20 protein-coding genes are annotated in these 24,468 nt (G+C 68.9%); 10 read left to right on the top strand and 10 right to left on the bottom strand.

Annotated features, from left to right (window positions below; translation table 11 throughout):
* Nucleotides 1-14 precede the first annotated feature (14 nt).
* Nucleotides 15-881 carry a sulfurtransferase gene (locus tag ACYVGI_RS09980; RefSeq protein WP_460632470.1) on the bottom strand — a complete coding sequence of 289 codons (867 nt, stop codon included), beginning with the start codon at nucleotides 879-881 and terminating at the stop codon, nucleotides 15-17.
* 64 nt (nucleotides 882-945) lie between these two features.
* Here ACYVGI_RS09980 and ACYVGI_RS09975 point away from each other — a divergent pair, with 64 nt between their 5' ends.
* Nucleotides 946-1,932 carry an AraC family transcriptional regulator gene (locus ACYVGI_RS09975; RefSeq protein WP_460632469.1) on the top strand — a complete coding sequence of 329 codons (987 nt, stop codon included), beginning with the start codon at nucleotides 946-948 and terminating at the stop codon, nucleotides 1,930-1,932.
* Nucleotides 1,933-2,006: 74 nt separating this feature from the next.
* Here the strand turns inward: ACYVGI_RS09975 and ACYVGI_RS09970 are convergent, their stop codons facing one another.
* Both ACYVGI_RS09970 and ACYVGI_RS09965 read right to left on the bottom strand, forming a co-directional pair.
* Nucleotides 2,007-2,996 (bottom strand): ribonucleotide-diphosphate reductase subunit beta, encoded by a 990-nt coding sequence (locus ACYVGI_RS09970; protein ID WP_460632468.1) that lies wholly within the window; start codon nucleotides 2,994-2,996, stop codon nucleotides 2,007-2,009.
* A 110-nt stretch (nucleotides 2,997-3,106) separates the two neighbouring features.
* Nucleotides 3,107-5,578, bottom strand: a complete 2,472-nt coding sequence (locus ACYVGI_RS09965; protein ID WP_460632467.1) for a ribonucleoside-diphosphate reductase subunit alpha — start codon at nucleotides 5,576-5,578, stop codon at nucleotides 3,107-3,109.
* Between the two features lie 282 nt (nucleotides 5,579-5,860).
* Between ACYVGI_RS09965 and ACYVGI_RS09960 the strand changes: the two genes are divergently transcribed.
* Nucleotides 5,861-7,072: an MFS transporter gene (locus ACYVGI_RS09960; RefSeq protein WP_460632466.1), complete on the top strand. Its 1,212-nt coding sequence runs from the start codon at nucleotides 5,861-5,863 to the stop codon at nucleotides 7,070-7,072.
* Nucleotides 7,073-7,820: 748 nt separating this feature from the next.
* Here ACYVGI_RS09960 and ACYVGI_RS09955 read toward each other — a convergent pair.
* On the bottom strand, nucleotides 7,821-8,804 hold the full coding sequence (locus ACYVGI_RS09955; RefSeq protein WP_460632465.1) for an aldo/keto reductase: 984 nt from the start codon (nucleotides 8,802-8,804) through the stop codon (nucleotides 7,821-7,823).
* A gap of 91 nt (nucleotides 8,805-8,895) precedes the next feature.
* Complete coding sequence (locus tag ACYVGI_RS09950; RefSeq protein ID WP_460632464.1) at nucleotides 8,896-9,999, bottom strand: ABC transporter permease; 1,104 nt, start codon at nucleotides 9,997-9,999, stop codon at nucleotides 8,896-8,898.
* 101 nt (nucleotides 10,000-10,100) lie between these two features.
* On the opposite strand from ACYVGI_RS09950, the gene ACYVGI_RS09945 reads away from it, so the two are divergent.
* Nucleotides 10,101-10,694: a TetR/AcrR family transcriptional regulator gene (locus tag ACYVGI_RS09945; protein ID WP_460632463.1), complete on the top strand. Its 594-nt coding sequence runs from the start codon at nucleotides 10,101-10,103 to the stop codon at nucleotides 10,692-10,694.
* Between the two features lie 24 nt (nucleotides 10,695-10,718).
* On the opposite strand, the gene ACYVGI_RS09940 is transcribed toward ACYVGI_RS09945, so the two are convergent.
* Both ACYVGI_RS09940 and ACYVGI_RS09935 read right to left on the bottom strand, forming a co-directional pair.
* Nucleotides 10,719-11,513, bottom strand: coding sequence for an alpha/beta fold hydrolase (locus ACYVGI_RS09940; RefSeq protein WP_460632462.1), 795 nt, complete (start codon nucleotides 11,511-11,513; stop codon nucleotides 10,719-10,721).
* Between the two features lie 13 nt (nucleotides 11,514-11,526).
* Nucleotides 11,527-12,150, bottom strand: coding sequence for a TetR/AcrR family transcriptional regulator (locus tag ACYVGI_RS09935; RefSeq protein WP_460632461.1), 624 nt, complete (start codon nucleotides 12,148-12,150; stop codon nucleotides 11,527-11,529).
* A gap of 60 nt (nucleotides 12,151-12,210) precedes the next feature.
* Between ACYVGI_RS09935 and ACYVGI_RS09930 the strand changes: the two genes are divergently transcribed.
* From ACYVGI_RS09930 to ACYVGI_RS09915, 4 genes are all read left to right on the top strand, one after another.
* Nucleotides 12,211-12,966, top strand: a complete 756-nt coding sequence (locus tag ACYVGI_RS09930) for an SDR family NAD(P)-dependent oxidoreductase (RefSeq protein ID WP_460632460.1) — start codon at nucleotides 12,211-12,213, stop codon at nucleotides 12,964-12,966.
* Between the two features lie 139 nt (nucleotides 12,967-13,105).
* Complete coding sequence (locus ACYVGI_RS09925; protein WP_460632459.1) at nucleotides 13,106-14,284, top strand: acyl-CoA dehydrogenase family protein; 1,179 nt, start codon at nucleotides 13,106-13,108, stop codon at nucleotides 14,282-14,284.
* Nucleotides 14,281-15,393: a M24 family metallopeptidase gene (locus ACYVGI_RS09920; RefSeq protein WP_460632458.1), complete on the top strand. Its 1,113-nt coding sequence runs from the start codon at nucleotides 14,281-14,283 to the stop codon at nucleotides 15,391-15,393. Before ACYVGI_RS09925 ends, ACYVGI_RS09920 begins: the two co-directional genes overlap by 4 nt.
* Nucleotides 15,390-16,661 (top strand): DUF445 domain-containing protein, encoded by a 1,272-nt coding sequence (locus tag ACYVGI_RS09915; protein ID WP_460632457.1) that lies wholly within the window; start codon nucleotides 15,390-15,392, stop codon nucleotides 16,659-16,661. Before ACYVGI_RS09920 ends, ACYVGI_RS09915 begins: the two co-directional genes overlap by 4 nt.
* 183 nt (nucleotides 16,662-16,844) lie before the next feature.
* Here the strand turns inward: ACYVGI_RS09915 and ACYVGI_RS09910 are convergent, their stop codons facing one another.
* Complete coding sequence (locus ACYVGI_RS09910) at nucleotides 16,845-17,228, bottom strand: DUF3054 domain-containing protein (RefSeq protein WP_460632456.1); 384 nt, start codon at nucleotides 17,226-17,228, stop codon at nucleotides 16,845-16,847.
* A gap of 96 nt (nucleotides 17,229-17,324) precedes the next feature.
* Here ACYVGI_RS09910 and ACYVGI_RS09905 point away from each other — a divergent pair, with 96 nt between their 5' ends.
* Both ACYVGI_RS09905 and ACYVGI_RS09900 read left to right on the top strand, forming a co-directional pair.
* A complete protein-coding gene (locus tag ACYVGI_RS09905; RefSeq protein WP_460632455.1) occupies nucleotides 17,325-20,285 on the top strand; it encodes an aminotransferase in 2,961 nt (986 codons plus the stop codon).
* 64 nt (nucleotides 20,286-20,349) lie between these two features.
* A complete protein-coding gene (locus ACYVGI_RS09900; RefSeq protein WP_460632454.1) occupies nucleotides 20,350-21,510 on the top strand; it encodes an epoxide hydrolase family protein in 1,161 nt (386 codons plus the stop codon).
* 106 nt (nucleotides 21,511-21,616) lie between these two features.
* On the opposite strand, the gene ACYVGI_RS09895 is transcribed toward ACYVGI_RS09900, so the two are convergent.
* A complete protein-coding gene (locus tag ACYVGI_RS09895) occupies nucleotides 21,617-22,492 on the bottom strand; it encodes a LysR family transcriptional regulator ArgP (protein WP_460632453.1) in 876 nt (291 codons plus the stop codon).
* Between the two features lie 71 nt (nucleotides 22,493-22,563).
* Between ACYVGI_RS09895 and ACYVGI_RS09890 the strand changes: the two genes are divergently transcribed.
* Nucleotides 22,564-23,181, top strand: coding sequence for a LysE/ArgO family amino acid transporter (locus ACYVGI_RS09890; RefSeq protein ID WP_460632452.1), 618 nt, complete (start codon nucleotides 22,564-22,566; stop codon nucleotides 23,179-23,181).
* Nucleotides 23,182-23,235: 54 nt separating this feature from the next.
* Here ACYVGI_RS09890 and ACYVGI_RS09885 read toward each other — a convergent pair whose 3' ends face one another.
* On the bottom strand, nucleotides 23,236-24,159 hold the full coding sequence (locus ACYVGI_RS09885; protein WP_460632451.1) for an FRG domain-containing protein: 924 nt from the start codon (nucleotides 24,157-24,159) through the stop codon (nucleotides 23,236-23,238).
* Nucleotides 24,160-24,468 lie beyond the last annotated feature (309 nt).

The following is a 24,468-nucleotide window of genomic DNA, read 5'->3' as shown; positions in this document are numbered from 1 at the left end:
GCGCGCACCGCAGGTCACACGCCCGTCGCGACGGGACGCTCGTCGTCGTTCGACCACGCCGAGAACGACCCAGGGTAGAGCGCCGCACGCACCCCGGCGACCTCCAGTGCGAGGATCTCGTGCGCCGCCGTCACACCGGAGCCGCAGTACACCGCGACGGGCTTCTGGGCCGTCGCCCCGAGAGCGGCGAAGCGTTCGGCGAGGGCATCGGCGCCGAGCAGCGTGCCGTCCGCGGCCAGGTTGTCCGCGGTCGGAGCGCTCACGGCGCCCGGGATGTGACCGGCGCGCGGGTCGACGGGCTCGACCTCCCCGCGGAACCGTTCAGCGGCGCGCGCGTCGAGCAGCACCCCGTCGGCCGGCATGGCCGCGGCGCCGTCCGCGTCGATCGTGGGCATCGAACCGTACGCGACCGTCGCCGTCCCCCGCTCCGGGATGCTCGCGTCCGTCGCCAGCGCTCCGCCCGCGGCGCGCCACGCGGCCAGACCACCGTCGAGAACGCGCACGCTCCCGAAACCCGCGTGCCGCAGCAGCCACCAGGCCCGAGCGGCCGAGGTGCCGGACACGTCGTCGTAGACCACCACGTCGTCGCCGTCGTTCAATCCCCAGCGGTGCACCGCATCCCGGAAATCGTCGACCGACGGCAACGGATGGCGCCCGTCCGTCGGCAGCCCGTGACCGGCCAGCTCGGTGTCCAGGTCGACGTATACCGCTCCGGGAATGTGGCCGGCCGCGTACTCGTCGCGACCGGGAGGACCGCCGAGCCTCCAGCGCACATCGAGCACCCTGAGCGGCGCGGAGGCGGTGGATGCAGTGGATGCCGTGGATGCCGGGGATGCGGCCAGCGCATCGGAGAGGGCGGCTGCATCGATGAGGTGCGTCATACTCTCCATCTTCGTGCATCCCTTACGGAGTAGCATTCGTGCCAGCACGTCGGAGGTGTCGGAGATGACGGACTCTGTGGTTCAGTCTTTCGATACGAACGACCTCGAGGAGGCGATCGAGGTCGGTTCGCGGCTGTTCAGCGACCATCGCGTCGTCCCGCGGCACGCGAACGCGTCGTTCTCGTACAGCCTCCGTGCCGCGCACGTCGGCACGGCCACCGTCGGGCAGGTCCGCTACGGCTGCGAGGTCTCTGTCGACATCGACCGGGTGGACGACACCTATGCCGTGAGTGTCCCGAGCGCCACCGTGCTCGACGTCCGCACCGGCGCCGTGGAATACACCTCGACGCCGGAGCTCGCGACCATCAGCGGCCCGACCGACAGCGTGAACGTGCGCGGCTGGGCGGTCGCGGACGACGTCCTGTCGATGGTCTGGTTCGACCGGCGCCCCCTCGAAGCGGACCTCGGGCGCCTCCTCGGCATCGACGCCCCCGCCCTGATCGAGTTCCCCCGCGTCCTCGACCTGCGCACCGGCCGAGGGGCGGAGTGGTACACGTACGCGAGGGCGGTGTTCGACGCCCTCGACCGCTCCGGTGCCCTCTCACTCAGTCCGCTGATCACCTCGCACCTATCGAGCGTCCTGTCGACGGGACTGCTGCTGGCCGCCGACCACCAGTTCCGCACAGCACTGGATGCTCCTGCCGCCCCGCAGGCACCGGCCGCCGTCCGCCGTGCCGTCCGGTTCATCGACGAGAATGCGCAGGAGCCGATCACGGTTCCCGATATCGCCGCCTCCGTCGGTTCGAGCGTTCGCGCCCTCAATCGCGGTTTCAAGGAGCACGTCGGCACGAGCCCGTTCGCTTACCTCATCCGGGTCAGGATGGACGGCGCGCACCGCGAACTCGTCAGCGGCGACCCGGAGTTCACCTCGGTCTCCCGGATCGCCGCCGCGTGGGGCTTCTACCATTTCGGCCGGTTCGCCCTCCGCTACCGCGAGCAATTCGGCGTCTCCCCGTCCGAAACGCTGCGAAGATCGGCACGCACTCGGTGATCCACGGACGGCGCTGAAAAGGGAAACGGCGCCAGAGGATCGCTCCCCTGACGCCGTTCCGCGCTGTGCTGACCTCAGTGTCCGGTGGACGCCTTCGCGTTCGACTCGTACGAGGTGTTGGTGGACTCGAAGAAGTTCACCAGTTCGAGCGTGTCGTTCGCCGTCGCCATCCACTTGGCCGGGTTCGCGACCTTGTACTCCGCCTCGAAGCCGAGCTCTTCGAGCCTGCGGTCGGCGAGGTAGCGGACGTACTGGTTGATGTAGTTCGCGTTCAGGCCCAGGATGCCGCCGGGGAGAAGGTCGCGGTTGTACTCCTCCTCCATCGCCACCGCATCCAGGATCATCTGACGGATCTCACCAGCGAACTCCGGGGTCTGCAGGTCCGGGTTCTCCTCGAGCACGGTCAGGATGAGGTTGATGCCGAACTTGAGGTGCAGCGACTCGTCGCGCACCACCCAGTCGATCAGAGAGCCGAAGTTGCGCAGCAGGTTCCGCTGACGGAATGACAGCGCCACCATGAAGCCCGAGTAGAACCAGATCCCCTCGAGGATCACGTTGTACGCGACCAGGTTGCGGATGAAGTCCTGCTTGCCCTCTGTCGTCGTGATGTCGAGGGTCTGCTCGGTCATCCGCTTGATGAAGCTGACCTCGAACTCCTCCTTGCGGGCCATCGACGGGATGTCCACATGAGAGTTGTACGCCTGCTCGCGGTCGATCGGGAACGTCTCAAGGACGTACTCGAACGACATGCAGTGGTTCGCCTCCTCCCACATCTGCTTGGCGAGGTAGAGGTGCGCCTCGGCCGCGTTGATGTAGGGGTACACGCCGAAGGCCAGCGCCTTGTTCACCAGGAGCTCGTTCGGGTTGAAGTAGCTCATCAGGAAGGTGACGGCGTGACGTTCCTCGTCGGTCATCTTCTTGAAGTCGGCGATGTCCTCACCGAGCTGGATCTCGTTCGGGAACCACGTGTTCGCAACGGCCTGGTCGTACAGGTCCATCGCCCACTTGTACTTCACCGGCTTGAGCAGCAGGCCCTCTTCGATTCCCGTTCCCAGAATCGGCATCGTGTTTCTTCTCTCTCTTTCGGGTCAGCAGGCTACTGGCAGGACTCGCACTGCAGGTCGTCCATCGGGTCGACCGGCACGTAGTACTCCTCGATCTTGGTGGTGTTCATTTACTTCTCACCACCCGTCGACAGTCCGCCGAAGCCGAAACCGCGGCGAGCAGGTGCTGCCGGCGCTTCCGCCTTCTCCGTGGATGCGGCAGGTGCGCCGGCACCGACCGTCGCGAAGCCCTTGCGGCCGCCCGAGATCTCCTCGGCCTTGTTGACCTTGACGGTCGACTGCTCAGCCTGGTGGCGGGGCTTCATGTGCAGGTAGTAGGTGGTCTTGACGCCACGCTCCCACGCTGCGTAGTAGATGTCCATCATGTCGCCGATGTCCCTGGTCTCCAGGTACATGTTGCGACTGATGGCCTGGTCGATCCACTTCTGAGCGCGGGCCGCGACCTCGAGGAACGCGTACGGCGAGAGCTGGAAGCTCGTCTTGAACGCCGCCTTCAGGTCGTCCGGGATCTCCGCCACGTTCTGGATGTCGCCCTGCGAGCGCAGGATCGACTCGCGCGTGGTCTCCCACAGGCCGCGGGCCTGCAGCGCCTCGACCAGGTTGCGGTTGACCTCGAGGAACTTGCCCGACGAGGTCGAGCGGCTGAAGATCTGCGAGAACTGCGGGTCGAAGCCGGGCGTGGTTCCGGCGACGAGGCCGATGGATGCGGTCGGTGCGATGGCCATGAGGGTCGCGTTGCGCATCCCGCCCTTGACCTTCTCGCGCAGGCTGTCCCAGTCGAGACGCGTGGTGCGATTGACCTTGATCGGCACGCCGCGGTCCTGCTCGGTGAGGGCGATCGAGTCGAACGGGACGAGTCCCTGCGACCAGCGCGAACCGTCGAAGTTCGGGTACGCGCCGCGCTCCTTCGCCAGGTCGGCGCTCTCGTCGATGGCGGCGTACGAGACGTGCTCCATGATCTCGTCGATCAGGTCGTACGCCTCTTCGCTCTCGTAGCTGAAGCCGAGCCGCTCGACGATGTCGGTGAAGCCCATCACGCCGAGCCCGATGGCACGGTTCTGCTTGTTGGAGAAGTCGGCCTCGTCGACGCTGGAGATCGTGATGTCGATCAGGTTGTCGAGCTGGCGGACGGCGCTGCGGGCGCTTTCCTCGATGCGGGCCCAGTCCATCTTGCCGTCGACCAGGTGACGCGACAGGTTGATCGACGCCAGGTTGCAGACGGAGACGTTGTCGCGGTCCTGCGGGAGGGTGATCTCCGTGCAGAGGTTGGACAGGTGGATGGTGCCGGTGTTGTTGTTGAGGGCACGGTTGTTGATGGTGTCCTTCCAGGTCAGCCACGGGTGGCTGGTGGTCTGGAGGCTCATCAGGATGTCCTTGAACTGCGAGCGCGCGCTGATCTTCTTGAACATGTGCAGGCGGCCGGCCTCTGCCTCGCCCACGTAGAACGCGTAGCGCTCGGAGAACTCCTTGCCGTACAGCTCGTTGAGGTCGGAGACCTCCAGCGGGTCGAAGAGGTACCAGTCGCCGTCGTTCTGCACGCGCTTCATGAACTCGTCGCTGATCCAGACCGCGGTGTTGGCGGTGCGGGTGCGGCGGTACGGGTCGCCGGAGTTCTGACGCAGGTCGAGGAACTCCGGGAAGTCCATGTGCCAGTTCTCCATGTAGAAGCAGAGGGCGCCGAACTTCTTGCCACCGCGGCTGACCGCACGCAGCACGGAGTCGATCGTGTGCATGAACGGGATGGGGCCTGTGGAGGTGGTGTTGTTGGAGCGGATGGGCGAGCCCTGGGCGCGCAGCTTGGTGACGGAGAGGCCGATGCCGCCGGTGCCCTTGGTGAGCCACATGACGTCGCGGACGCTCTTCGCGATGTGCTCGATGTCGTCCTGCATCTCCATGACGAAGCAGTTGGAGAGCTGCGGGTATGCGGTTCCGGCGTTCACCAGAGTGGAGCCCGCCGCGAGGTATTCGAGCTTCGACATCTTGTCGTAGAACCCGAGGGCGTGGGAGGTGGGGTCTGCCTCGTTGAGGGACAGGCCCATCGCGATGCGCATCCAGAAGTACTGCGGGACCTCGAGGGTCTCGCCGTTGCGCGCCTTGATGCCGTAGCGGTTGTTGAGGGTGACGACGCCGATGTACTTGAGCAGTCCGTCGCGCGACGGGTCGAGGTGGCCGGCGAGGCGGTCGAGGTCGAAGAGAGAGGTGAAGCGGGGCTCGAGGAGCTGCTCGGAGACGCCGCGCTCGATGTACGCACGGAAGTGGCTGGCGTGCAGTGCGACGAGCTCGTCGTGGCCCTCGTAGTCGCCGAGGACGCGCTTGTAGATCGTCTTGAGCAGGAGGCGGGCGGCCACGGTGTCGAACGCCGGGTCGTCCTTCACGTTCTGCAGCGCGACCTGGATGACGGCCTCGTCGAGCTGCTGCGTGGTGATGCCGTCGAACAGCGTCAGCTCGAGCTCGCTGGCGATCTGGGTGACCCAGGTGATGTTCTCGTCGAGGCCCTGCGCGGCCGACTCGATGGCCAGGTTGATCTTGTTCGCGTCGTACGGCTCCCTCTCGCCGTTGCGCTTCACGACCGTGATTGCCACTTTCTCTCCCTCTCACTGTGCCGCTCTGCCTGAGCGGCGAAGTCTGTGCGTTCCCCGCGGGCGCGCACGGCGCGCTCGCAAAACCCCTTGTCACGACCGAAATCCGCTGGGCGAGACCCGCAGTGCGTTTCGGCGTGTGACCACTATATAGCGGGGTACCGACATTTATCGAACCCCATATCTAGTGGGCGTGTCATCCACAGGTGTGCATAACTTATGCACTTTTCCACAGCCCGTCTCCCCCCTTGGCGAACCGCATCCCACCGATAGACTTGACCTCTTGTGAGCACGTATTCGAGCCTTCTCAAGACGCCGGGCGTCACGCGCATCATCGCTGCCCAGCTTCTGGCCCGGTTCCCGTTCGGGATGCTCTCGCTCGCCTTCCTGCTGCACATCGAGCACGTCCACCACTCCTACGGCGCAGCCGGACTCGTGCTCGGCGCGATGAGCATCGGCCAGGCCATCGCAGGGCCGATGACGAGCCGCCTGATGGGCATCCTCGGGATGCGCGTGGTGCTGTGGACCACCCTCATCCTGTGCGCGGCGGCCGTCGCGGCGATCGGCGTGTTCGTCATGCCCATCCCGGTGACGATGGGCGTGGCGTTCTTCGCCGGGCTCAGTATGCCGCCCATCCAGCCCGCTGTCCGCACCATCTACCCCAAGATGGTCAACTCCCGTCAGCTCACCCCGCTGTTCTCGCTGGACGCGTCCGCGCAAGAGATCATCTGGATCGCAGGACCCGTCGCGATCACGTTCGTCGCCACCCAGATCGGCACGGTGCAGGGCATCCTGATGTCCGTGGCGATCATGCTGCTCGGCGGCCTGTGGTTCATTTCCTCGCCAGAGGTCGGGAGGGTGCGCATCCCGCGCAGCAAGCGCCGGTTCGGCGTGGTGCTCGCCCGTCCTCCCGTGCTTCTGGCGACGGTGGTCGGCTTCCTGCTGATCGGCTCGTGCGCTGCGATCGAGGCGGGCGTGGTCGCGAACTTCGGCGAAGGCTCGCCGTTCGCCGGCATCGTGCTTGCCATCTGGTCACTCGGCTCCCTCGTCGGCGGCCTGGCGTTCGGGCACGTCCCGATCGGACCCTGGGCGACGGCACGACGCATGTTCATCGTCTTCGTCGGCGTGGTCATCTCCACGTTCATGCTCGGCTCCTGGTGGGGCCTCTCGCTCACGCTCATCGTCGCCGGCCTCGGCATCGCACCCGCCCTGGCCGTGCTGTTCGCGATCGTTTCGGCGAGCGTGAAGTTCTCCGACACCGCAGAGGCGTACGGCTGGGTGGGCACCGGCCAGCTCATCGGCGCCGCCCTCGGTTCCGCGCTGGCCGGCTTCCTCATCGACGGCAGCGGAGCGGTCGGCGCGTTCTGGGTGGCCGGCGCGTTCGCCCTGGTCGGCTTCATCGTGCCCGCCCTGGCCCACCGCATCCACCCGGACCTCCGCGGCCGCGACGCCTCCCCCATCCCCGACACCGAGCCGGTTCCCGTCCAGCCCTCCTGACGCGCCGGTTCCGCCCGGCCGCGGCCGCGCCGCGTCGCGCCCCCGGGCCTCTCCGTCCAGCCAACGCCGGACGTTGCGGCAGAACCTCCGTCCCAACGGAGAACCGACACGGCGCGTCGCCGCGAACTCCGTCCCAACGGAGCTCCGCTCGTTCAGCAGGACACGCCGCACGAGCCCACGACAACTCCGTCCCAACGGAGAACCGACACGGCGCGTCGCCCCGAACTCCGTCCGAACGGAGAACGGCTCGTTCAGCAGGAGTATGCCGCACGACACCACAGCAACTCCGTCCCAACGGAGAACCGACACAGCGTTTCGCCCCGAACTCCGTCCCAACGGAGCTCCGCTCGTTCAGCAGGACAACGCCGCACAACACCACAGCAACTCCGTCCCAACGGAGAACCGACACAGCGTGTCGCCACGAACTCCGTCCGAACGGAGCTCCGCTCGTTCAGCAGGAGTATGCCGCGCGAGACGACGACAGCTCCGTCGCAACGGAGAGCCGTCGCGGCGTGTCGCCGCGCACTCCGTCCGGACGGAGAACGGCTCGTTCAGCAGGAAGACCGAAACGACACGCCGTCCGAGACTCCGTCCGGACAGAGAACGGGTCGTGTGCGGGCCGAAACTCCTTCGTTATGGAGCGGCGGCGCGGGGGCAGCGGGGCGGGGCGGCGGCGCGAGCGGTAAGCGGCGGGACGGCGCGAGCGGCGGCCGCGGGACGGTGCGAGCGGCGAGTGGCAGCGGACGCGCTACCAGCGCGGGTGCACGACGGCGCGGAAGCGGCGGTCGTAGATGTCGCGGACCGCGGCCTCGAATGGGGCGCCGAGCGGGGCGGCGGAGCCTGCTGCCGCGTTGGCGCGCGCCTGCTCCGGCGAGCGGGCGCCCGGGATCACGGTGGAGACGCCGTCCTGCTGGGCCACCCAGGCGAGCGCCGCCTGCGCGGGAGTCAGACCGGACGGGACCAGCGCCGCGAACTCGCGGGCCGCGGCGACGCCCTCGTCGAAGTCGACGCCGGAGAACGTCTCGCCGACGTCGAACGCCTCGCCGTGGCGGTTGTACGCGCGGTGATCGTCGGCGGCGAACACCGTGTCGGCCGTGTACCGGCCGCTCAGCAGCCCGGAGGCGAGAGGAACGCGCGCGATGATCCCGACGCCTGCCTCGCGAGCCGCGGGAAGCACCTCGTCGAGCGGCTTGAGCCGGAACGCGTTGAGGATGATCTGCACCGTCGCCGTGCCCGGCCGCGCGATCGCGGCGAGCGCCTCGTCGCAGGTCTCGACGCTCACGCCGTAGTTCGCGATCGCGCCGTCTGCGACGAGCGTGTCGAGGGCGTCGTAGACCGCATCCGTCGAGAACACCGGGGTCGGCGGGCAGTGCAACTGCATCAGGTCGAGCGTGTCGACGCCCAGGTTGGCGCGAGATCGGTCCGTCCACTCGCGGAACTTGGCCAGCGTGAAGTTGTCCGGGTCCTGGGCCTCACGGCGGCCCATCTTGGTCGCGACCGTCAGCGGAGCCTCGGGATGCGCCGCCCGGTATGCGCCGATCAGGCGTTCGCTGCGCCCGTCGCCGTAGACGTCCGCCGTGTCGAAGAAGGTCACACCCTCCGCGACCGCGGCGTCGAGGACGGCCAGCGCATCCTGCTCGCTGACGTCGCCCCAGTCCGCTCCGAGCTGCCAGGTGCCGAGTCCGATGACAGAGACCGTGCGGCCCGTCTTGCCGAGTGTGCGCTGTTGCATACCGCCAGGCTACGCGAACGAGTGGTCCCGAATTGCCGTGCGGCACCGGCCGCAACGGCAATTCGGGACCACTCGATGTGGGCGAAACAGGTCAGGCGGGCTGGAGGACGCGGTCGTCGTGGTGCTCGGGGACCGCCGCCGCGACGACCTCCTGGTTGCGGAAGTGCCCGGCGATCATCGCGATCACTCCGACCAGGCTCCAGCCGACCAGCACCAGCCAGGGGAACAGCGTGTCCGCATCCGGGAAGTAGGACAGATCGCGCACCAGCGTCGCCGACGCCCCAGGCACGAACCACTGCCCGATCGCACCCCACGGCGCCGCCATGAACTGGATGGGCTGCGCAGCGGAGGACAGCGGGTTGCCGATCAGCATGGTCAGCACACCGCCGACGGCGATGCCGGCGCGGCCGATGAGCGCGTTCATCCCGACGATGAAGGATGCGGTGGCGAACATGGCCAGCCCGACGGCGAGCGCGTTGAGCCAGTAGTCGCCCTGCAGCACGCCGAACCAGCCCTGCATGATGGCGACGATCCCGAGTCCGCCGACCACACCGTACGCGGTCACCGCTGCGAGTCGCCGCCAACTGCCGGCGACCAGGAACGAGATGAGGATGCCGCCGACGAGCCCGCCGAGCACGAGCGGGAATGAGGCGGCGGTGAGTCCGAGGCCGCGTGCGTCGGTGGAAGCGAGCGGCACGACGTCGGTCACCTTCACCGTGATGGCCGGTGCGACCGTTCCCTGCGGCGCGGCGCCAGCGGCGACGGCCTTCTGCACTGCCGCGGCGGCCTGCGCGTTCGCCTGCGTCTGGAGCTGACCGGCGAGCTGGCCGAGGAGCTGGCTGACGGCCGCTCCGTTGGCCGACGCGGTGAGCACCTCCGGCTGAGCGCCCAGAACGATGGCGCCGTACGCATCCCTGGTCTGGATGCGGTCGACGGCCGCGGCGCGGGAGTCCACCGTCGTCACGTCGAAGACCCCGTGCGCGTTCGTGTCGAGGGTGGTCCGCACGGCGGCGACCTGGGCACTGTCGCCCGCGATGGCGATGGGGACGTCTTTCACCGACGAGGTCATGGTGGGCCAGACGAAGGCGAGGAGCACGACGCCGACGATGACGGCGGCCGCGACGGCGACGGCGATGGCCCGACCCCACGGGGTGTGCGGGATGCGGATGGGCTGCTGCTGGGTGGGTGTGGTCACGATGACCTCCAAATAAAAAGAATGTTCGTTCTTTATTGTGAGCGAGGCATCGGCTACTGTCAAGAACGAACATTCTTTTTTCCAAGGAGAGCGAGCCGACGATGCCGAAGGTCAGCGAGGCCCACCGCACGGCCAGACGCCACGAGATCGCGCAGGCCGCCTTGCGCTGCTTCGCCAGGAACGGCTTCCAGGGCACGTCCATGGCCGACATCATCACCGAGTCCGGCCTCTCCGCCGGCGCCATCTATGGCCACTACAGCAGCAAGAGCGAGCTGATCCACCTGGCGATCATGGAGGTGCTCGACGCCCGCTTCCTCGAGCTCGCCGAAGCCAGAGCACACTCACCCCTCCCCTCCCCCGGCGAGATCATCGGGCTGCTGCTCACCGGCATGAAGGCGCAGGTCGGCGACCTCGGGATGCTCGTCCAGGTCTGGGGCGAGGTCGCGCACGAACCGGAGCTGCGCACCATGACGGACGCCATCGGCGTCCGCGTGAGCGGGATGCTCACCGACTACCTCCGAGCCTGGTACGCGCACTCGCTCGGCGCGGACGCTGACGAGGCCGCGAGACTCGCCGAGAGGTACGCGTCACTGTACGTCGGGATCGTGCAGGGCTACGTCACGCAGTCCACCCTGTTCGACGGCTTCGACGGCGAGGCTTACCTCGCGGCCGCGTCGAGCATCCGCCCCGCCTGAGGCGGGCCGCTCCCCTCGCCCGCGTCAACCGCAGGCGGCGGCCACCACGCGCGCCATGCGCTTGCGGATGATGTGGTCGTTCGCCTCCACCCTGTGCATCGTGACGTGCCGCATCGCCTCGACCACGGCGAGGCTGCCCGGCGCGATGAACGCATCCAGAGTGCCGTAGACCACCTGCACCGGAACGCGCACCCGCGCCAGATCGCTGACGACGGTCTGCGACTCGATGCAGTTCTGAAGCGAGAGCACGAACGGCGACCAGTTCTTCTCGGTGATCTCGAAGACGCCCTTGATCGGCAGGAGCCGCGCCAGGATCCCGGCGTTGCGGATCGTGAACTCCTTGTTGTTCCGCAGGAATTCGTAGGCGCGCAGGTAGGCGCTCACCCTGCTGCGCACCCTCCTGTCCCCGATCTCGGCGGGGGTGCCGTAGATCGGCAGGCCGACCAGCACCAGCCTGGTCAGCGCATCCGGATGCTCGGCCGCGTACCGCGCCACGATCAGGCTGCCGAGGGAGTGCCCGACCAGGACGAACGGATGCGCGATCCTCAGCGACCGCAGCGTCGCGTGCAGGGCGTCGACGTGCTCCTCCAGCGTGTACGTCGCATCCGGCGGGGTCGGCGAACGACCGAAGCCGAGGATGTCGATGGAGATGACCCGGTGGGACGGTTCGAGCAGCGGCACGAGGTTCTGGAAGGTGACGGAGGAGGAGGCGATCCCGTGCACGAGCACCACGACGGGGCCGGTGCCCTCATCGCCCGCGACGTGCAGCAGCGGGGCGCGCCGGAAGATCCGACCGAACGCGTCAGCGACTCTCCCCATGCGCCCCACCCTCTCACACCGGTCCGGGGGCGCTCCCGGCAGGGCGCTCCGCCGCGCTTCCTTCCGCACGGTTCGGCCACCACGGCGGCCGGACGCGGGCGAGCACGTCGAGCAGCGCATCCACATCCCTCGGGCGTTCGCTGTCGAGCCAGGCGTCGATCGCGCCGATGGTGCCGTCGGCCAGGTAGCGCGCGATCATGCGGCGCTCGGCGGCGTCCGCGGCGGGGACGGTGAGACTGTGCTGGTCGAGCAGCAGTTCGATGGAGCCCTGGAAGTGCGCGCTCAGCATCGCGTGCAGGCTGGCGGAGCCGCTGTCCGGACCAAGGCCGCGACGGTAGATCGCGTCGTGTTCGTCGACGTGCACGAGCACCGCGCGGGTGACGCCGACGACCGCGGCGAACGCGTCATCGGGGCCGACGTCGAGCAGGTAGCCGGCGCGGAGCACGTCGAGCTCGCCACGCAGCACCTGCTGCAGGAGCTCGGTGGGCGACGGCGCGTATGTGTAGACGGTCGAGCGGTGCACCCCGGCCGTGCGGGCGAGCTCGGAGACGGTGATCTCGGTCACCGGACGCTCGGTGGCGAGCTCCAGGATGGCGTCGCTCAAGCGCGCGATCGTCTTCTCTTGGCGTGCATCCATGTTTCGATCGTACAATTGAGTTATCCGACAGGTGTCGGATAACTGAAAGGAGATTCACTCATGGCTCAGTACGACGTCGCAGGCCGTTCCGCGATCGTGACGGGAGGAGGCTCCGGCATCGGACGCGCGGTCGCTCTCACGCTGGCGGCGAGCGGCGCAGCCGTGCTCGTCACCGACCTCAACGAGGCCAACGCCAACGCGGTCGTCGGCGAGATCCAGGCCGCAGGCGGCACCGCCGCCGCGCTCATCGGAGACGTGACCGACCCCGAATTCGCCATCGCGAGCGTCGCCGCAGCGAACGAGCTGGCGCCACTGCGCATCGCGGTCAACAACGCGGGAATCGGCGGGGAGGCCAACAAGGTCGGCGACTACTCGCTGGAGAGCTGGCGGAAGGTCATCGAGATCAACCTCAACGCAGTGTTCTACTCGCTGCGCCCGCAGCTCGACGCGATCGCGGCCAACGGCGGCGGTTCGATCGTGAACATGGCATCCATCCTCGGCAGCGTCGGCTTCCCGAACTCGTCCGCGTACGTCACGGCCAAGCACGCCCTGCTCGGTCTCACCCAGAACGCCGCGCTCGAGTACGCCGACCAGAAGGTGCGCGTCACCGCGGTCGGCCCCGGCTTCATCCGCACCCCGCTCGTCGAGTCTGCGATGGATGCGGACGCCCTCCACTTCCTGGAGTCGAAGCACGCCCTCGGCCGCCTCGGCGAGCCGGAGGAGGTCGCGGCCCTCGTCGCGTTCCTCGCCTCCGACGCCGCCAGCTTCATCACCGGCAGCTACCACCTGGTCGACGGCGGCTACACCGCTCAGTAGGGGGTGTCCGAAGGTGAAGTCGGCCGACGCGCCGTGCGGAACTCCGTTCGGACGGAGAGACCGGCCGGCTTCGGCCGGAACTCCGTTCGGACGGAGACCGCCCGGGCGGCGCCGGGCGGCCTCCCGTAGGCTGGGGAGCGTGACCGAGCACATCCCGTTGCTGAGCGACGAGCTGCTGGAGCGCATCCGCTCCCGGGCAGCCGGCTACGACGCCGAGAACGCCTTCTTCGCGGACGACTTCGCAGAACTGGTCGACGCCGGATACCTGAAGGCCCTGGTTCCAGCCGGATTCGGCGGAGGCGGCCTCGGCCTCGAACAGGTCGCCCGCGAGCAGGTCCGTCTCGCCGGAGCCGCCCCTGCGACCGCCCTCGCCGTCAACATGCACCTGGTCTGGACCGGCGTGGCCAAGGTCCTGCACGACCGTGGAGACGCCTCCCTCGACTTCGTGCTGCGCGAGGCCGGTGCCGGCGAGGTGTTCGCGTTCGGCCTGAGCGAGGCGGGCAACGACCTCGTGCTGTTCGGCTCGACGACGGATGCGCGTCCTCAGCCGGACGGCTCGTACCGCTTCCACGGCACCAAGATCTTCACCTCCCTCTCCCCCGCCTGGACGCGGCTCGGCACAATGGGCATCGACACCACCAGCGCGGACGCCCCCAAGATCGTCTACGGCTTCGTCGAGCGCGACGGCGGCGGATTCACCATCCGAGAGGACTGGGACACCATCGGGATGCGCGCCAGCCAGTCGAACACGACCGTGCTCGACGGCGCCGTCTCACCGGCCGACCGCATCGTGCGCCGCCTCGACCCCGGCCCCAACCCCGACTCCCTGGTCTTCGCCATCTTCGCCAACTTCGAGATCCTGCTCGCCGCCGTCTACACCGGCATCGGCGCCCGCGCGCTCGACCTCGCCGTCGCTGCCGCCCACCGCCGCACCAGCCTCAAGAACGACGGCCGCAGCTACGCAGCCGACCCGGACATCCGGTGGCGCGTCGCCGACGCCGCCATCGCCCAGGACGCGCTGCTCCCCCAGCTCGACGCCATCGCACGGGATGTGGACCAGCTCGCCGACCACGGAGCCCAGTGGTTCCCGAAGCTGGTCGGGATGAAGGTGCGTGCCACCGAGACCGCGCGGCAGGTGGTGGACCAGGCCATCCGCGTCTCCGGCGGCTCGACGTACTTCGCCGGAAACGAGCTCGGTCGCCTGTACCGCGACGTGCTGGCCGGGATCTTCCACCCATCCGACGACGAGTCGGCGCACTCCACCGTCGCGAACGCCTGGCTCGGCCCGGCAGAGGCACCCTCGAAAGGAACCGAATGAAGCAGCTCTCTCCCGACGACTTCGCCGAGCGACTGAAGCGGGGAGCCCGCAGCGCGGCCTCAGCGGGGTTCGACGGTCTGCTGATCGCCCCTGGCCCCGACCTCGCATACTTCGCCGACTATCTTCCGATCGCCACCACGGAGCGCATCACCCTGCTGGTGATCCCCTCCGACGGCGACCCCGCCATGATCGTGCCGATCCTGGAGCACGACAGCGCCGCCGCGACGCGTGCGGCGGACGCCTTCCGCATCTTCGACTGGTCGGACGGCACGGACGAGTACGTCCCGACCGCCGCCCTCCTGAAGCCGAACGGCCGTTACGTCATCTCCGACGCCGCCTGGGCGATGCACCTGCTCGCGCTGCAGCAGAAGCTCCCCGACGCGCGATTCGAGTCCATCTCGCACGCGCTGCCGATGCTCCGCGCGGTGAAGGGCGCTGACGAGATCGACCGGCTCGCCGCAGCGGGCGCCGCCGCCGACGCGACCTTCGAGCAGATCCTCTCCGTCCGCTTCGCCGGGCGCACCGAGAACGAGGTCGCCGCCGACCTCGCCAGACTGCTGCGCGAGCACGGTCACTCCCAGGTCGACTTCACGGTTGTCGGCAGCGGCCCGAACGGCGCGAACCCGCACCACGAGGCGGGAGACCGCACCATCGAGCACGGTGACATGGTCGTGCTCGACTTCGGCGGCATCATGGACGGCTACGGCTCGGACACCACCCGCACCGTCCACGTCGGCGAGCCGACCGACGAGGAACGCACGGTGTTCGAGACGGTGAAACGCGCCCAGCAGGCGGCGTTCGAGGCCGTCGCGATCGGCGTCGCCTGCCAGGAGATCGACAGGGCGGCCAGGGCCGTGATCCGGGATGCGGGCTACGGAGACTACTTCATCCACCGCGTCGGTCACGGCATCGGGATGACCACGCACGAGCCGCCGTACATGGTCGAGGGTGAGGAGCGCCCGATCGAGGAGGGGATGTGCTTCTCGATCGAGCCGGGCATCTACCTGCCCGGCCGCTTCGGCGTGCGCATCGAGGACATCGTCGTCGCCACCGCGTCCGGGGCGAAGCGACTCAACAACACCAGCCGAGAACTGCACATCGTCCAGTGACCACGGCCACGCGCATCCTGAGCCCGTCCGATACGGAGCGTCTGCGGGCGCTGCGCAGGATGAAGCTGATCGCGACCGGCTTGTTCGTGCTGATGGCGGTGATCTTCGTGATCGCGTTCACACTGCAGGGCAGGTTCCCGTGGCTCGGCTACGTGCGCGCGGCGGCCGAGGGCGGCATGGTGGGAGCGCTGGCGGACTGGTTCGCGGTGACGGCGCTGTTCCGGCATCCCCTCGGGCTGCGCATCCCGCACACCGCGATCATCCCGAACCGCAAGGACGAGATCGGCGCGAGCCTCGGCGAGTTCGTGGAGACGAACTTCCTGTCGGACGAGGTGGTCGCAGGCAAGCTCGGCTCCATCGACATCGCGGGAGCGCTCGGCTCCTGGGTGGCCAGACCGGAGAATGCGCGGCGGGTGGTCGCCGAGGCGTCGACCGCGGTGCGCGGGCTGGCGACCATGCTCGACGACGAGACGATGCGCGACGCCATCGAGGCCGTGGTGCGCACCCACCTGATCGAGCCGGAGTGGGCGCCGCCGATCGGCAGGCTCGGGGCGCGCATCCTGGAGTCCGGCGGACACCACGAGGCGGTCGACCTGCTCGTGGACCGGCTGGACGACTGGGTCGCCGCCAACCCGGAGGCGTTCGGCGCCCTCGTCTCCGCCCGTCTGCCGTCCTGGCTGCCGTCGTTCGTCGACCGGCTGGTGGACGACCGGGTGTACACCGAGGTCCGGCGCTTCCTCGCGGACGTGCGCTCCGACCCGCAGCACAAGCTGCGCGTGGCCATCGACGGCTATCTCGTGGAGCTGGTCGACCGTCTGCAGAACGACCAGGCCACCATCGCGAAGCTCGAGGCGGCCAAGCACCACGCGTTCGACGACCCGCGCGTGCGCGAGCTGGCCGGCTCCGCCTGGCAGGCGGCCAAGACCGCAGCAGTGGATGCGCTGGCCGACCCGCAGAGCGAGCTGCGGCAGCGCGCGGAGGCGGCGCTCGCGGACGCGGGAGCGCGGCTCGCCTCGGACCGGGAGCTGGGCGCCAAGGTGAACGTGTGGCTCACCGACGCGGCCGTGCACCTCGTCGCCACATACCGGCACGACATCGCGAGCGTGATCGGCGACACGGTGACCGCGTGGGATCCGAAGGAGACCACGGAGAAGATCGAGCTGCAGGTCGGGAAAGACCTGCAGTTCATCCGCATCAACGGCACCGTCGTCGGCGCGCTCGCGGGCGTGGCCATTTTCACCGTCGCCACGGCGCTTCTGCCGCGCTGAGCACGTCGCACGACTCGTGCCGAAGGCGCGGTCGGAGGGCGCACGACCGCGCCTTTCACACGACTCGTGGGGCGACGGCGCGACCGCACGTCGCACGACTCGTGCCGAAGACGCGGTCGGAGCGCGCACGACCGCGCCTTTCACACGACTCGTGGGGCGACGGCGCGGCGGGGCGGCGCAGCGTCAGCGGGCGAGCGCGCGGCGGCGACGCCGCACGAGCGGGATGGCGACGAGCCGCCATCCGACGAGGAACACGCCGAGCACGACCGTCGCGACGACGATGAAACTCGGTTCGATGCCCTGCCCCACCGAGGTGCGGATGAGCATCCCGAGCGCCACGGTCATCAGCCAGACCGGGATGCCCGGCCAGAGGATCGCGAGCGGGCGACGCCACGCGACGGTCACCAGCCACCCGGCCAGGAGGCCGACGAGGAACGGCCAGTATGTGTCGACGATCCCGGTGAGACTCGCCGCCTCGCCGTGGCTGCGGCGTCCGATGAGCACGAAGACCAGCACGAGCACAGCGTCGATGACGAACGCCAGCAGGGGAGTCTTCCAGGATTTCACGGCTTGATGCTACGCGCGCACACCCGTGCGTTGGCTGGTAGCCACCTGGCCGTCAGTAGACTGTCGACACCCTGACGCCGAGCCCTGGAGTCCCCCGTGCCGAACTTCGACTTCCTCGCCCAGCCGTCGCTCCCACGGCCAGACGCGACCGGCGACGACGCCGCCGCGATCGCCGCGGAGCACTACGGCCTGACGGGCACCGTCACCGAGCTCGGCAGTCAGCAGGACCGCAACTTCCTCATCGACACGGGGACGGCCCGCTACGTGCTGAAGCTCGCCAATCCGGTGTTCTCCGCCGACGAGCTGCGCGCGCAGAACGCGGCGATGGCGACGCTCGCCGGGTCGGGCGTGCGCATCCCCGAGGTGCTGACGGCGACGGACGGCAGCGACCTGGTCGCGGTCGAGGTGCGCGGGGTCTCGCTGCTCGTCCGGCTGCTCGGCTACCTCGACGGCGAACCACTCACCGGCGTCGCAGAGCCGTCCACGGAGCAACTGCGCACTCTCGGCACACTCGCAGGCACAGTGGCTGCCGGACTGGCCACTCTCCGGCACCCCGGGCTCGCGCGCACCACCCAGTGGGATGCGCGGATCGGCGGCGAGGTCGTCGACCTCCTCCTCGACCACGTCGCCGACCCCGCCAAACGCCGCGTGGTGCGCGAGACAGTGGATGCGGCGCTCGCCAGCCTGGCCCCACTGCGAACGCGGCTGCGGGTGCAGGCGGTGCACGGCGACGTGACGGACGACAACATCGTGCTGGCGCCGGGTGACGCGGGCCACGGCGGCGCGGACGGTGCAGACGGCGCAGACGGCGCGGACGCCGGCGGCCGGGCAGGCAGCGCAGGGGTGATCGATTTCGGCGACGTGGCAGACGGCTGGCTGGTGGGCGAGCTGGCCGCCACAGTCACCAGCGCGCTGCACCACGTGCCCGCCGATCCGCTGGCAGTGCTCGACGTTGTGGAGGCGTTCGCTGCCGAGTCTCCGCTCGACGACGCCGACATCGCGGCGCTCTGGCCGCTCGTCGTGCTGCGCGGGGCCGTGCTCGTGGTGAGCGGCGAGCAGCAGGTCGCGCTCGACGGCGACAACAGGTACGCGGACGAGAACCGCGCCCACGAGTGGCTCGCCTTCGACGTGGCGCGGCGCATCGACGCCGCCGAGTTCGAAGCGGCGCTGCGGTGGCGGCTGGAGCACGCGGCCGGTGGCTCCCCGGTCCTGACCGCCGCTCCGCTCGCCGGCTCGCCACTGGTCGGGCTCGCCACCGAGGTGCGGCACGTCGCCGATCTCTCCGTCACCTCGCACGCCCTCGACGCCGGCCGCTGGCTCGACGACGCCGCAGAGGCCGGAGTGCTCGCCGCCATCTGCCGCGAGCACGGGCACGCCGTCACCCGCTACGCGGAGAACCGCCTCACCCGCGCATCCATCGACCGGCGTGCAGCGTCCGCCACCCGTGCGCTCTCGGTGACCCTGGATGCGCCGGGCGGCGTCGACGTGACCGCCCCGTTCGCCGGGGAGCTCGCCCTGGTCGATGGCTCGTGGCGGCTGCGCGGTGACGACGTCGACCTGTGGCTCGACGGTCTCAGCCGCCCGCTCACCACCGCGCACGTCACGGCGGGAGAGGCGATCGGCGCGGCCGTCACCCTCACCGTGCAGTTCAGCAGGGTGCGCGGGCGACGGCCTCCGTCGTTCGTGACCCCGAGCGTCCCGCGATCGCTGTGGGAGCAGCTCTCTCCCGACCCGTCTCCGCTGTTCGGCGCCGACCTCGCCGCGCCGGAGAGCGACGCCGCGGTCGCGCTCGCCCAGCGCGACGACACGTTCGCGACCGTGCAGGAGCACTACTTCGCGGAGCCGCCGCTGATCGAGCGCGGCTGGCGACACCACCTCGTCGACACGCACGGGCAGAGCTACATCGACATGGTGAACAACGTGACAGCGGTGGGGCACGCGCATCCGCGGCTCGTCTCCGGCGTGCGCGACCAGTGGGCGCTGCTCAACACGAACTCGCGGTTCCATTACCAGGAACTCGCGCGCTTCACCGCGCGCCTGGCCGAGCTCGCCCCCGCACCGCTCGACACGGTGTTCCTCGTCAACAGCGGAAGCGAGGCCGTCGACCTGGCGCTGCGGCTGGCGCAGACGCACACCGGGCGCCGCACCGTCCTGGCGGTCACCGAGGCCTACCACGGCTGGACGGTCGGTGCCGACGCGGTGTCGTCGTCGATCGGCGACAACCCGCGCGCGCTGGAGACGCGCCCGGACTGGGTGCGGCTGGTGGCCTCGCCGCACGCCTACCGGGGCCGCCACCGGGGAGCGGACTCCGCCCCCGCATACCTGGCCGACCTGGATGCGGACCTCGCCGCACTCGACGCCTCCGGGCAGACCGTCGCCGGCTTCATCGCGGAGCCGGTGTTCGGGAACGCCGGCGGTGTCATGCTCCCGGACGGCTACCTGCACGGCGTGTACCAGCGCATCCGGCATCGCGGCGGCGTGTGCATCGCCGACGAGGTGCAGGTGGGCTACGGCAGGCTCGGGCACTCCTTCTGGGGCTCGGAGCAGCAGGGCGTGGTGCCGGACATCATCACCGTTGCCAAGGCGATGGGCAACGGGCACCCGCTCGGTGCCGTGATCACGACGAAGGCCATCGCCGACTCGTTCGCGGCGGAGGGCAGCTTCTTCTCGTCCGCGGGCGGCAGCCCCGTGAGCGCCACGGTCGGGCTGACCGTGCTCGACATCATGCGCGATGAGGAGCTGCAGCGGAACGCCGCCGAGGTCGGCGACCACCTCGCCGCGCAGCTGCGTGCGCTCGGCGAACGCCACGCCTTGATCGGGGCGGTGCACGGGCTCGGGCTGTACCTCGGCGTCGAGCTCGTGCGCGACCGCGAGACCCTCGAACCGGCCACGGCCGAGGCCGCGGCGATCTGCGACAGGATGCTCGCGGAGGGGTGCGTGGTGCAGCCGACGGGAGACCACAAGAACGTGCTCAAGATCAAGCCGCCGCTGTGCATCACGCGAGAGAGCGCCGACCGGTTCGTGGATGCGCTCGACCTGGTGCTGGCGACGCTCTGACGACAGCAGCGCTGCCGGGGACTCCGCCCGCGGTCGTGTCGGTGGTTCGGCGTACGCTCGGCCCATGGCCGCCGCACCCGCCGTCTCGTTCACCGAGGCCGTCCCGTTCCGCATCGCCGTGCCCGACGACGACCTCGCCGACTTGCACGCGCGGCTGGACCGCACGCGCTACCCGGCGCAGACCCCCGCCGCACCCTGGGCGGCCGGCGTCGACATCCCGACCCTGCGCGCGCTGATGGACGAGTGGCGCGACCGGTACGACTGGCGAGCGGCCGAGGCCGGGCTGAACGCGGTGCCGCAGTACACCTCCGTGATCGGCGGCGACCTGGTGCACTTCGCCCACCTGCGCGGGCAGCGCAGCGCGGGTGCTGCAGACCCCATCCCGATCGTGCTGAGCCACGGCTGGCCGTACTCGTTCATCGAGATGTTGCCTCTGGCGCACCTGCTCAGCAGCGACGACGGCTCCGGGCAGACGTTCGACGTGGTCGTGCCGTCGCTTCCCGGATTCGGTTTCTCCGCGCCGATGGCCGAGCCGTTCACCTCCGACGTCGTCGCCGAACGCTGGCACACGCTGATGACCGACGTGCTCGGCTACCAGCGCTACGCCACCTACGGAGAGGATGTCGGCACCTGGACCAGCGACCGCCTCGCCGCCCTGCACCCCGACGCCGTGCTCGGCCTGTTCGCGACGCACGCAGCGTTCCCGCCGAAGGAGCGCGCGGCCCATCTGACCGACGACGAGCAGGCGTTCGTGGCGTGGCTCGACCGCAAGTGGGCCAGGGCGAGCGCGTACTCGGCGCAGCAGTCAACGCGCCCGGACACCCTCGCCGTCGGGCTCACCGACTCCCCGGCCGGGCTCGCCGCCTGGCTGCTGGAGAAGTTCCGCGAGTGGAGCGGCTCCGACGACGTGCACACCTGGTGGACGACGGACGAACTCCTCACCACCATCGCGCTCTACTGGTTCACGGGGTCCATCGGCACCTCGTTCCGCGCGTACTACGACGACGCGCAGGAGCCGCCGATGCCGCGCATCCACGTGCCGGTCGGCGTCTCGATCCAGTACGGCGAACGCGGCTTCCCGCGCAGCTACGCCGAGCGCACGTACACCGACATCCGCTTCTGGAACGACCTGCAGACGGGCGGTCACTTCACCGCCAAGCAGACTCCGGAGCTCGTCGCGGCCGACATGCGCGCGTTCTTCGAGATCGTGCGCGCCACCGCCTGAGCGGGCTGGGGCGCTGCCTGCTGCCTGCCGCCCGCCGCCTGCTGCCCGCCGCCTGCCGCCTGCCGCCTGCCTGCTGCCGCCTACCGCCTCGGCGTGCCGTCGCGGGCTACCGGAGAGCGCGAGCGGCGGCGGCGGCCAGCGTGGATGCGACAGCGGCGAGCGTCGAGGACTGCAGCGACCACTGGTGCCAGAACAACGGCACGTCGACCGGGTCGGCATCGTCGAGCACCACGAGGCCGCCCGAGGCGAGCTGCGCGGCGGTCTGCAGGTCGGGCAGCATCCCCCAGCCGAGCCCGAGCTCGGCCGCCCGCACGAACTCGCTCGACGCAGGCACGTAGTGACGCGGTGGATGCGCGCCAGGAGCGTGAGCGGCGAGGTAGCGGTCCTGCAGGGCGTCCTTCCGGTCGAACACCAGCATCGGCGCGGCGGCCATCGCCTCCGCCGTCCAGCCGTCCGGCAGCCAGCGGGCCGCGAACGCCGGGCTCGCCGCCGCCCGGTAGCGCATCGCCCCCAGCCGGGTGACGGTGCAGCCCTGCACCGGCTCGCGGTCGGAGCTGATCGCGGCCATCGCCGTGCCGTCCCGCAGCCGGTCGAGGGTGTGCTCCTGGTCGTCGAGCACGATGTCGAACGCGATGTCGCCGAGCTCTGCGAGCGCGGGCAGCACCCAGGTCGCGAGGGAGTCGGCGTTGACCACCAGCGGGATGCGCGGGACGGCGCCCGCCTCGTCACCGCCGAGCGCATCCACTGCTTCGCTCTCCAGCAGCGCAACCTGACGCGCGAGGGTGAGCAGGACGCGGCCTGCCTCTGTCGGCTCGATCGGCTTGCTGCGGCGGACGAGCACGCGGCCCACCTGCGATTCGAGGGAGCGCATCCGCTGGCTGACCGCGGACGGCGTGATGTGCAGGGCGGCGGCGGCGCGGTCGAAGGTGCCGTGGTCGACGACCGCGGCGAGCGTGCGGAGCTGATCGGTGCTGGCATCCATCGACAGCAATGCTAATGGAAGGTAAGAATCATGAGCTTCCCTGCACGCACGTCGATGCCTAGTCTCGATGTGTGACCCCCGCTTCCGCCTTCGCCGTCTATCTGACCGGCCTCGGCGCCGGAGCCTCGCTGATCATCGCGATCGGCGCGCAGAACGCCTACGTGCTGCGGCAGGGGCTGCGGCGCGAGCACGTGCTCCCGATCGTGCTGATCTGCGTGGCGAGCGACGCGGCGCTGATCGCGGCCGGCGTGGCGGGGATCGGCGCGATCATCCGCTCCGCGCCCATCACCCTGGAGATCATCCGCTGGGCGGGCTTCGCGTTCCTTCTGCTCTACGCGCTGTTCGCCGCCCGCCGCGCGCTCCGCCCCGAGCGCCTCGACGCCGGCACCGGCGCCGCGGCGACCTCCCTGCTTGCCGCGGTCGGCACCTGCCTCGCGCTCACCTGGCTCAACCCGCACGTCTACCTCGACACCGTGCTGCTGCTCGGCTCGCTCAGCGCCTCGCACGGCGACCCGGGCCGCTGGGTGTTCGGCGCGGGCGCGGTGACGGCCAGCATCCTCTGGTTCGGAATGCTCGGCTTCGGCGCACGCTACCTCGCCCCGGTCTTCGCGCGGCCCGTCGCGTGGCGCATCCTGGACGGGTGCATCGCGGTGCTGATGGTGGTGCTGGCGGTGCTGCTGGTGGTGTGAGCGCCGGGGAGACGGCGCAGCGGCGACACTCTTGTCGCTGGTCAGACAAAGAGACTAGAGATTCACTGCCAAGTGTCTGCACAGCCCCTCAATGTCTGGATAGATCGTCGAATCGCTATAGCCAAATAGATTCTGAAGACGGTCTCGAGTACTTTCCTTTCCCTCGGCGCTGATTCTCACCGTGTACGTCGACGCCAAGTTTCGCGCCGTGCTCTGATTGACTTCGTCGGGCTTGAGTAACTTCATGTAGATGGACCCGGAGGCAACCAAATCTGCCATCCTCCAGTTGTCGTTGCTCTTCGGACTATTGCGCTTTCTGAAACTCGACTGAATTTGCATCCCGCTGATAGGTACCCCTTCGACGATGAACACAGCATTCTGCGCAAGCATGCGGCTGTCGTACACCGGGGGCACCCAGAAACGCCTAAGGGAACCGTTTCCCCAGTTGTGGTCGTTTCTTCGCTCTTTGGTCAGCCAGTCGTGCCATGGGAGCCTGTGGCCTCCCCATTCTTCATCGAGCATGACTTGCGGCTCGGAAGAATTCTGAGCCGGACCATGAGTCGCAAGGGCGAAGAGCCTTCCGTCCGTCGAGTTGGCGGACGCGGTTGCAAACCAAGCCGCAATATATGGATTGAAACTGAAATCTATTAATCGAGTTGGACCGCCGTGATGCTGCACCCGCGCCAGAATCTCCAGGGCGGCGAGGGAATCAAATCTCCAGTCTTTCCTCGCGATTTCTAGCGTTCGTCTCTCGGCCTCAACTAGGTCATCCTCGTCTGGAAATTGTTGCTTGTCGACGTACATTATTTCGCCCGGGAACTCTCGGACAAGTTGGACCCCTTGTTTTTCGGCAAGCGTCCTGAAAAGTGAGCTGTGAAGCCCCCATCTGGCATCCTCCTGCCCCCGCCAAAGCAGTTTTCCCCGATGAGCACTTTGGATTTCGCTCACGACAATGTTGAGTTCATCGAATGAGTTCACCAGCGATTCCGTCTCGGCGAAGTACGAACTCGGCGATGCAAAGTCCCGTGAATGCCGCCAAGGTTGAGGCTGACTCTTCATCCCACACGTCCTCCCGCGAAACCGATCTCGCGCTACGCCTCCACAGACGCTTCTTGAGCGATGATGCCAACACTAGGGCGACCTGAAAGTTCGCGCTACGATCGCCTCCAGCTCAGGACCCGGGCCGCTGCCACCCTACTCAGAAGCCGGCGACCTGCACGCAGCGCAGAACCTACGCCTTAAATATCGCAAGCAAGGAATGTAATCGAACTGGCGCTAAAAGAACAC

It is taken from the genome of Leifsonia lichenia (assembly GCF_054780215.1).
This window is presented reverse-complemented; position numbering and strand designations above follow the sequence as displayed.